The 8625-nt window shown below is 46.9% G+C and carries 9 protein-coding genes; 3 read left to right on the plus strand and 6 right to left on the minus strand.

The window, feature by feature from the left end:
- The coding region (locus LUQ50_RS13780; protein ID WP_300040638.1) for a response regulator at positions 1-888 on the minus strand (888 nt) is incomplete at its 3' end.
- A gap of 193 nt (positions 889-1081) precedes the next feature.
- On the opposite strand from LUQ50_RS13780, the gene LUQ50_RS13785 reads away from it, so the two are divergent.
- Both LUQ50_RS13785 and LUQ50_RS13790 read left to right on the plus strand, forming a co-directional pair.
- Positions 1082-2062, plus strand: a complete 981-nt coding sequence (locus LUQ50_RS13785) for a hypothetical protein (protein ID WP_300040640.1) — start codon at positions 1082-1084, stop codon at positions 2060-2062.
- A 161-nt stretch (positions 2063-2223) separates the two neighbouring features.
- The gene (locus LUQ50_RS13790) at positions 2224-2733 is read left to right on the plus strand and encodes a hypothetical protein (RefSeq protein ID WP_300040642.1); all 510 of its coding nucleotides are present in this window, start codon (positions 2224-2226) and stop codon (positions 2731-2733) included.
- Positions 2734-3055: 322 nt separating this feature from the next.
- On the opposite strand, the gene LUQ50_RS13795 is transcribed toward LUQ50_RS13790, so the two are convergent.
- Both LUQ50_RS13795 and LUQ50_RS13800 read right to left on the minus strand, forming a co-directional pair.
- On the minus strand, positions 3056-4327 hold the full coding sequence (locus tag LUQ50_RS13795) for an ABC transporter ATP-binding protein (RefSeq protein ID WP_300040644.1): 1272 nt from the start codon (positions 4325-4327) through the stop codon (positions 3056-3058).
- Positions 4324-5277: an iron chelate uptake ABC transporter family permease subunit gene (locus tag LUQ50_RS13800; protein WP_300040646.1), complete on the minus strand. Its 954-nt coding sequence runs from the start codon at positions 5275-5277 to the stop codon at positions 4324-4326. The genes LUQ50_RS13795 and LUQ50_RS13800 overlap by 4 nt, the downstream gene beginning before the upstream one ends.
- A 58-nt stretch (positions 5278-5335) precedes the next feature.
- Here LUQ50_RS13800 and LUQ50_RS13805 point away from each other — a divergent pair, with 58 nt between their 5' ends.
- Complete coding sequence (locus LUQ50_RS13805) at positions 5336-6313, plus strand: ABC transporter substrate-binding protein (protein WP_300040648.1); 978 nt, start codon at positions 5336-5338, stop codon at positions 6311-6313.
- Between the two features lie 299 nt (positions 6314-6612).
- Here the strand turns inward: LUQ50_RS13805 and LUQ50_RS13810 are convergent, their stop codons facing one another.
- The 3 genes from LUQ50_RS13810 to LUQ50_RS13820 form a co-directional block, all read right to left on the minus strand.
- Positions 6613-7197 carry a cobalt-precorrin-7 (C(5))-methyltransferase gene (locus tag LUQ50_RS13810; protein WP_300040650.1) on the minus strand — a complete coding sequence of 195 codons (585 nt, stop codon included), beginning with the start codon at positions 7195-7197 and terminating at the stop codon, positions 6613-6615.
- Positions 7194-8213: a cobalt-precorrin-5B (C(1))-methyltransferase gene (locus LUQ50_RS13815; protein WP_300040652.1), complete on the minus strand. Its 1020-nt coding sequence runs from the start codon at positions 8211-8213 to the stop codon at positions 7194-7196. The genes LUQ50_RS13810 and LUQ50_RS13815 overlap by 4 nt, the downstream gene beginning before the upstream one ends.
- A gap of 5 nt (positions 8214-8218) precedes the next feature.
- The coding region (locus LUQ50_RS13820) for a precorrin-8X methylmutase (RefSeq protein ID WP_300040654.1) at positions 8219-8625 on the minus strand (407 nt) is incomplete at its 5' end.

Below are 8625 nucleotides of genomic sequence, written 5' to 3' on the forward strand. Positions count from 1 at the left end.
CACAACTCCGCGTTTGTCAACCGCAAAGGTGGGATCCGGCAGATGATCAATGATATTCTCAAAATGATTTCTGGAATTTTGAAGAGTGTGAAGCAGTTTGACCCGTTGAGTAGTGTCCCTGATTGATTCGATAGCACCGGTAAGGTTGCCGTCAGAATCAGAGAATAGCGTTGCCTTTACCCAGAATGTTCGTTCCACTCCATCTATTACACAAGTGGTACTTCCCGTGCATCCCTTCGTTGTCAGAACCGGTTTTTTGTAATATGTTGTTATGGCATCTGATGGGTTCAGAAGGTAATCAATCATCAAAGGTCGCCTTTCGTTGTAAAAAGGAACAGCATATGCATATTCATCCTGGCCTAGCATCTCACCTGCACAAATCCCGGATAACTCTTCCATAGCCTCATTCCAGGCCACTACCCGTCCCTTGAGGTCTATCGCAAATGTCGGATCAGGCAGATGATTGATGATGTCCTTCATCATCTGTCGTGACCGTTGTATCTCTTCGAGGGATCGATGTCGCTCAACTGCAGTGCGGACCATATGCAGAAGTTCGACATACTGGCAGGAATTAGTCCCTTTCTGGAGATAAAAATCAGCCCCGTTATTGAGTGCCGACATAGCTATTTCCTCACGCCCCCGTCCGGTAAAGAGGATGAACGGGATGGTATTACCGGATCCACGAATCTCTTTGAGAAAGGCAATCCCATCTTTCTCAGGCATCTCATAATCGGATATGATGATATCATACTGTTTCATTGAAGAACGCATGAGACCATCAAACCCATTTACCGCAAGATCCACCTGAACATTATCCTCCCGTTCTAAAAATCTCCGGGTCAGATCGCGGAGGAGTGGATCATTATCAACATAAAGTATAGAAAGCATATTGAATTGTTTTTCGTTTTAAGTCAACAATTGCCGCTGGATCTCAAATGCATGGCAGATTTTAATGTATTTCCTCATTATTTCATAGAGTAATTATTTTAGGATCGAGTTACACTTCCAAACAGATTTTTAAAATGTTTTGGTGTTAGAACAAAAAAACTTACTTAATGGGGATCCATAATAGTGAAGTACTGTGCAACAACTCGTAAATTTCTCGACCTATGAAGTCGATCTGGAACGGTTCAACAATAACTGGAGTGAGGTTCAGCAGTTTTGCTCTGATGAAGGGCTTGATGGGGTTGAACTTCTGTACGGAACTGATCCCGGCGATAACATACCGCCATCAGACCTTGTAAAAACCGTGCACTTTCCCGGCTGGTTCGGATGGACCCGGACATGGACCGATCCCCATTCTATCCCTGATAATGCAGAACCGGCAGAGATCGAGTACTTCTTCGGAGCAGAAGATCCGAAGAGACTCTTCAGCAGATTCTCTTCACTCCTCAACATCGCCCATGATCTCAACACCTCGTACGGGGTTTTGCATGTCTCCCATGTCGAACTTGATGAAGTCTTCACACGCCAATTCAGAAGAAAATCGCACGAGATACTCTTTGCTGCCGCTTCGTTTGTCAACGCTGTTGCTGCCTCGTATCCCGGTGGTGAGCCCCCGGTTCCCATTGCGTTTGAAAACCTCTGGTGGCCCGGTCTCACCTACCAGTCAGACGAAGAACTCCAGTTCTTCATGGACCTTCTGCAGTTTGACAACTGGATCTTTCTCCTCGACACCGGGCATCTCATGAACCACCTCCAGGTAAAGACCGAACAGGAAGGGATAAAACAGGTTCTTTCGACCCTGAAGAGACTATCTCCGAGGACCAGGGACCGGATAAGATCAATTCATCTCCAGTGCAGTACCTCTGGTCAGTATCAGAAGACCTACTTTCACTGCCCGCCTCCGCAAGGGTTTGAAGATCTCTCATACCGGGAGCGGATGGCAAAACTGATCCATCATATTCCTCACATCGATGAACACCGGCCTTTCTCCCAAAAAGAATGCAGGGATATCATATCACTTATAGAGCCGGACACTCTGGTTCACGAGTTTATCACCGGATCACGAGATGAACTCAAAGAAAAGATCAGAAAACAAAAAAGGGCGATCAATTTCTGATAGTTTGGAAAATAGTGGAGGTATATACTTTGCAGGCTTCACCTGCTCCTTACACTTAATTATACTTAAACGAAATTAGGTGTATGGAGATCAGGACAGATGGATCTACTCTATTTCTTGATGATAGAGAACTCTCTGAACTTGATCTGTTTGTATGTCATGTGCTTGATATTTTGTCAGATTATTCTTCGTACGTAATCATTAGTGGATATGTTGCAATTTTGTTTGGCAGAACAAGAAGTACTGAAGATGTGGATATTCTGATTCCAATGTGTGAATGTTCTACCTTTCTTCTCCTCCATGACAAATTCATTCAGATGGGATATGAATTTTTGAATGAAGAGAATGGAAATGGTCTTTATTCAATGCTACTTTCTGGATCAGGAGTCCGCCTCTGTGAAAAAGATTCATTTATCCCAAATATTGAAATTAAATTCATCAAAAATGAGTCTGATGAGTATTCTTTCATAAACAGAATTAAACTTGTATCTTCAGAGAAAACCTTCTTTATCAGCCCATTAGAAATCCAGATTGCATATAAGCTCTGGCTGGGAAGTGACAAAGATATTGAGGATGCGATCTTTCTTTATACGGTTTCAAAGCAGATGATCAATAAAGACCTGTTTTATGAGTTCTGTTCTTCCTTTGGAGTTAATTATGAAATCACCTGATCAGGAGTTCAGGGAAAAAAACAGGAGCGAACGGATCTGGTTTGTAAAAAAATCAGCCGAATGGGTCATTTCGGTTTCAAATAAGACCTGGAGCCATAGACAGAGTGAACTAATAAATTCCCAATTGTTGAACCGGAAAAATTTTCCGTTAACGAAAGAGCAGTATTTGCATATGATACAAACTGCCCGGGCTGTTTCTCACCGTCGGTCAGGTTATCCTCAAATGCCCCCAAACATTGATCTGTTGTCCCCCGGATCACGAGATGAACTCAAAGAAAAGATCAGAACTCAGAGGGAAACAACCTCCTAAGAACTCTTATGTTTACAGGACACAAGAGCCTGAATCCGACACCATCTCAAGAAGACTGACAACCTCGCCTATGCTGTGTGCCCTGACAGCTCCCTGCTCTGTCAGATGATTCAGCAGGGTGGTTGCTGCTCCCCCGGTATAGTCCATAATATGGTTCCCTGATTCAGGGAGGTAGAGGATCACCTTCTCTGCGTGTATCCTCTCAAGAGCCCTGATGTTTGGATAATTTCCCCACCCGATGGGTACGGCTGTGACAATAGCCCGATCTGCTTTTGAGACCAGATCTATCAGTTCCTCTTCATGTTCCAGAGATATCCGGGAGAACGGGGGCTCACTGATAACCTCAAGCCCGAGACTCATTGCAACCTGGTAATCGGAATCCTGCTCTGATAGAACCCCGCACCTGACCCGATACCCAGTGTTGTTCAGTGCTTTCATCAGACAGGCACCACTTCCTGCTCCGGATATGAGAACGATCACCTGATCAGAAGCTCGCGGAACTCTCTCCTCATCCATAACAAATACGAACGGGACACCGGTTACCGGATTTTCCCCTAAAAATGGCTTAATCTTGAAGACATCTTCAAGATTCTCTTTCGTCAGAACATCATGAGGCGATCCGAAAGCCCGGACTCCCCCCTCATACAGCAGGAGGAGATGATCGCAATATGCTGCTGCAAGATTGATGTCATGAAAAACCCCTATTGCTGCCTTTTTTCCCCTCACACTCTCGCGAATCAGGGAGATCAGTTCGTACTGATGATGAAGATCGATGTGAGCGAACGGTTCATCGAGCAGCAGGAGTTCGGCATCCTGTGCCAGTGCCCTGGCAATGAGGACCCGCTGTCGTTCGCCTCCGCTCAGGGACGTAATTGAGCGATCTGCAAATTCCATTACCCCGGTCTGTTTCAGGGCATTGGCCACAGCTTTCTCATCCTCAACACCCGGAGCACGAAATCTGGGGATGTGGGGATTTCTCCCCATCATCACAATATCATACACTGAGTACGAAAACGGAATGGAGTTCTCCTGCGGCACATATCCCACCGCTCTTCCAAACTCCCTGAACGGAAGGTCATTGAGATCCATCCCGTTTATGAGTACAGAACCAAATTTAACCTTAAGAGAGCGGGCAAGAACCTGGAGGAACGTTGACTTTCCTGAACCATTCGGACCCAGGATACCGATGAACATCTGTTCGTCAACGAGAAGTTGGATCTTTTTAAGGACATCATGGCTCTGATATCCGGCAACAAGATCCTTCACCTTGAGAAGAGCAGTCATAACTCCTCCCTCCTTCTGATCAGAAAGAGGAAGAAGGGGGCACCGAAGAATGCGGTTACCACCCCCACTGGCAGTTCTCCAAGCCAGGTCCTGGAGATGGTGTCAGCGATGAGCAGTAAAAAAGCCCCGCAACAGAGGGATCCCGGTATCAGGATCGCATGATTCGGGCCGGTGATAAGCCGTGTCAGATGCGGGGAGACAAGTCCGATGAATCCGATAGACCCGGTTACTGATACGATGATCCCAGTTATTCCCGCTGCAGCTCCCAACAGCAGAAGTTTAGTCCGATGGGGATCGATGCCAAGAGTCTGTGTTTCAGAATCTCCGCAGGTGATGATGTTGAGATCCCGTGAATATAGTATCAGAAGGATAACCGGAACAAAGATCAGGGAGAGCAGCGGGATGTCATTCCATGAGGTGTTCCAGAGCCCTCCCATGAGCCAGAAGACGATCTGATGCATGTTTGTTCCGGCAAATACCATGAAGACCGAGACCACGGCAGAGAAGAATGTTGATACTGCGATTCCAGTGAGGAGGAGGACACTCGTGCTGATCCTGCCGTCGCGAGAAGCCAGCAGGTATACCAGAAATACCGCCGTGATAGCACCGACAAATGCTGCAGCCGGAATGAGCGCCATAAGTCCGAGTGCCATCATCAGGGAAGCACCGACTGCCCCTCCTGATGAGGTTCCCAGGATATAGGGATCCGCAAGGTCATTGCGAAAGAGAGCCTGGAGAGCGGTTCCTGCAGCTGCAAGTCCGGCTCCTGCGAAGGCTGCTGCTATTGCCCGTGGAAGCCTGATATCAAAGATGATCTGGGATCCGGTCCCTCCCCCGGTGAACTGGCTCAAAGAGACCGGAACCGGCCCAATCGTAACCGATCCTAGTACTGCCAGAGCAAGGAGACCAAAGGATATGATGAGTAATAGATATTGATTCCGGATTTTCATGATGACACTGCACAGTAATAGGAAATACTTTTTAAATTAAGACAAAAAAAGTGTATCCATGAGGGTCAGACCTGATAACCGATCTCATGTTTCCCTGAATTCATGGCAATGCTGCGTGATTCTCTTCATATGCCTGTTCGTCAGCATTTGGGGCGTTAGTGTACCGGTCTGGGCTGATCAGGCAGGTACTGACAGCCAGGACTATCCGCGGGCAGTTACTGATGACCAGCAGATCTCCATTACCCTGACTGCTGCTCCGGAACGGATCATCTCACTTGCCCCGTCAAATACCGAGATTCTCTATGCTCTTGGACTTGGTGATCGGATCGTCGGAGTAACCGATTATTGTAATTACCCGGCTGATGCCAAGGAGAAAGACACAATCGGAGGGTTTTCTACGGTAAGCATTGAGAAGGTGGTGGCATTGACTCCTGACCTAGTGGTTGGATCTGATGGCAATAATCCTGAGGCGATTGAACGATTACGGGGAATGGGTATTCCGGTTTATATGGTTGATGCAAAATCAATGGGAGATGTGCAAAAGACCATTACCAATCTCGGGTATCTGGCAGGAATCTCTGATCAGGCAAGCGACCTTAATAAGAACCTCACTGCACGGGCAGACGCAGTAACCAAGGTATCAGGAACCATGTCAGTTCATCCAACGATAGCCCACGTGGTATGGCATGATCCCATCTATGTTAGTGGATCCGGGACCTTCCAGGACGAGTTGATTCGTCTCTGCGGCGGAGTGAATGCCTTTGGTTTGAGAGATGACCATGTAATCACTGGTGTTGAGGAGTTCATCAGCCTGAATCCTGATATCCTCTTGATCAACTCAGGATCAGGAATGGGGGGGAGCGACTCTGAGATTGCCCAGTACTTCAGGACAGAACCCAGGCTTGCGAAGCTGAAGGCAGTTACCCAGGATCACATCATCATCGTTGATACTAATATTGCTGACCGTGCAGGGCCGCGACTCTGGGATATGCTCGAGGAGATTGCTCCACAGGTCCGGGAGATCTCATCTGACTGATTGATCCGGAAAATAAGCAATAATCAAATCGGATAAATCCTAGACATTATATCCTTTTCTTTCTGGATACAAACCACAAATGTGGAGACCCGGTTTTGATCATCTGGAAAAAATATGAGAGACTATTCAAGTCAGAATAAGGTACGTTTAATTCTGAAGATTCATTCTATGTACACCTATTTTTGAGAGCATACATACACCCATTACGGCGAACCTTATGGTAAACTGAAACCAGAAAATAATCGCAAGTCATTCTCTCTGCTTAACCGGGTATGTTTGGAAGGATTGATACTTTGGGTTTACTCGTTTCCAGGCAGCAGAAAGAGAATATACATTCCGGATGTGGGTTTTGGGGGATGATGGACAGTACCTGATAAGATCTGTTCTTCAGGATATCCAATATCCTGACAGATGATAATCCTGACCCGGGGTTGTGATACAAGCCTTTGAGTAATATTGCTGATATCAAATCCGGGATCTGTTATCAGGCATACTGACCGTCCCCGCTCTATCTCTGTACCTGCTGTTTCTATCGCTTCCGCATGTCCCCGTCCATGGGCAGTGAGTATCAAAAGCTTGGTAAGAGGAACATGGAGACGTGCTGCCCCGAGCTGTACTGAAGATATTCCTGGAATAACCTCCCCAGGAAGATATCCAAGACCGGATAACATGGGATCTCCGGTAGACAAAACAACTGCATCATCAGAAAGTGTTCGGAGTGCACGGTAATCTTCGATCTCTGAAACGATGCAACCCGGTGAAATTACATCCCTGACCAGCGAGATTGCACGGTCAGAACCAACAATCAGGGTTGCCCCCCTGATTACCTCAATAGCCTGTGCGGTGAGCAATCCGGGTCCGCATCCCACACCAACAATTTTCATGGAGCCTTCATTATGATTCTTCCTTCCCGGTCCAGAAGGATAACCAAAACGTCCGGTTTTTCAGCACAAAATCGATGCAGGGTTAATTGAGCCCTCTTTTCGAACTCAGGAGTTCCTATCATCTCTTCTACCGATCCGAACTTTGAACCTTCAAGAAACAAGGGGTTAATGAACTTTAAAATCAACGCTGGAAGTCCGCAGATGATAACCTCCCCATGGGAATGATCAAGTGCAGCACCAAGCCGTGATCCAACAAGAACAACCTCATAGTCAGGAAAGAGAAGGCGTGAATATCGAAGTCCAACTCTCCCGGTAGTAATCACCACATGATCAGATGCAGATATCCTTTCAATGAAGGAATCTTCAAGGTGATCATCCCATGGCTCAACAAACCCGGTGGATCCCAGCACTGATATTCCTCCGGTAACACCAATCTTTGCATTAAGGGTTTTTGCGGCTATTTCTTCTCCATGCTCCGCAGAAATGCAGACCTTGACTCCTGATAGTCCAGTCTCGGCAAGTGCTTCTGATATTGCATTTTGGATAGCATTTAAAGAAGGGGGGCTGATAGCCGGAGTTCCTTTCGGGTATCGGGGATTTTCCCGTGACCAAATTCCTACACCCGGCCCGGTTGTGATCTCTATCCCGTCTTCCGCTGCTGTTGCATCAGCGATAAACTTCATCCCTGCGGTTACATCACCCGGATAATCTCCTGCATACTTTAGAGCGAATCCACGCCCCCTTTCTCCACATGCTTGTATGGTCACTCTGATTCCCGAAGCAGTCTGAATGTCAACCTTATCAACCGGCCTGATAAGTGAGAGGACTGATGCTTTTGCAGCAGCAGCAGCGGTGGATCCGGTTGTAAACCCCCGTTTTAAAACAGTCCCATCTGATGTGAGAATTGCCAGACCTGATTGTACTGCGGCAAGGTCATCTGGATTGCTACATGCATGTTCCCATTCAGGGGGATATTCAAACCCGCTTACCGGATCTCTCACTACAAGCACCTGCATGTTAGTTATGGTTTTGATGCGTAAATCGTGATTATTTCATTCAGAGATGCAACTGCTATGGATGTTCCACCCCTGGTACCTTCGTTGGAAATAGATGGAATGTCGATAGATCGAAGCACTTCTTTTGATTCGGCAGCATTTACAAATCCCACCGGTGTTCCGATGACCAGAGCAGGACGAGACCCCTCCCTGATCAGGTCGCATACAACCAGCAGTGCGGACGGGGCGTTGCCGATAACAATAATTGAACCATTCAATTGGTCCTTTACGGCTAAAAATCCGGCTGATGTCCTTGTCCGGTCTCCCTTTATGTCAGATCTACAAGGAACATCCAGAACACAGGTTACCTGGCTGGTATGACCTTTCTTCTGGATTCCGGTCTGCACCATCCTTATATCAGTAAATACCGGCG

The sequence above is a fragment of the Methanospirillum sp. genome, from assembly GCF_028679455.1.
In the GTDB taxonomy this organism is placed as follows: Archaea; Halobacteriota; Methanomicrobia; order Methanomicrobiales; family Methanospirillaceae; genus Methanospirillum.

Bases quoted from the DNA above. Each gene is read 5' to 3' on its own strand.
- LUQ50_RS13805 (WP_300040648.1), top strand. From the start codon at position 5,336: ATGAGGGTCAGACCTGATAACCGATCTCATGTTTCCCTGAATTCATGG.
- LUQ50_RS13800 (WP_300040646.1), bottom strand. From the start codon at position 5,277: ATGAAAATCCGGAATCAATATCTATTACTCATCATATCCTTTGGTCTC.
- LUQ50_RS13810 (WP_300040650.1), bottom strand. From the start codon at position 7,197: ATGAAAATTGTTGGTGTGGGATGCGGACCCGGATTGCTCACCGCACAG.
- LUQ50_RS13795 (WP_300040644.1), bottom strand. From the start codon at position 4,327: ATGACTGCTCTTCTCAAGGTGAAGGATCTTGTTGCCGGATATCAGAGC.
- LUQ50_RS13815 (WP_300040652.1), bottom strand. From the start codon at position 8,213: ATGCAGGTGCTTGTAGTGAGAGATCCGGTAAGCGGGTTTGAATATCCC.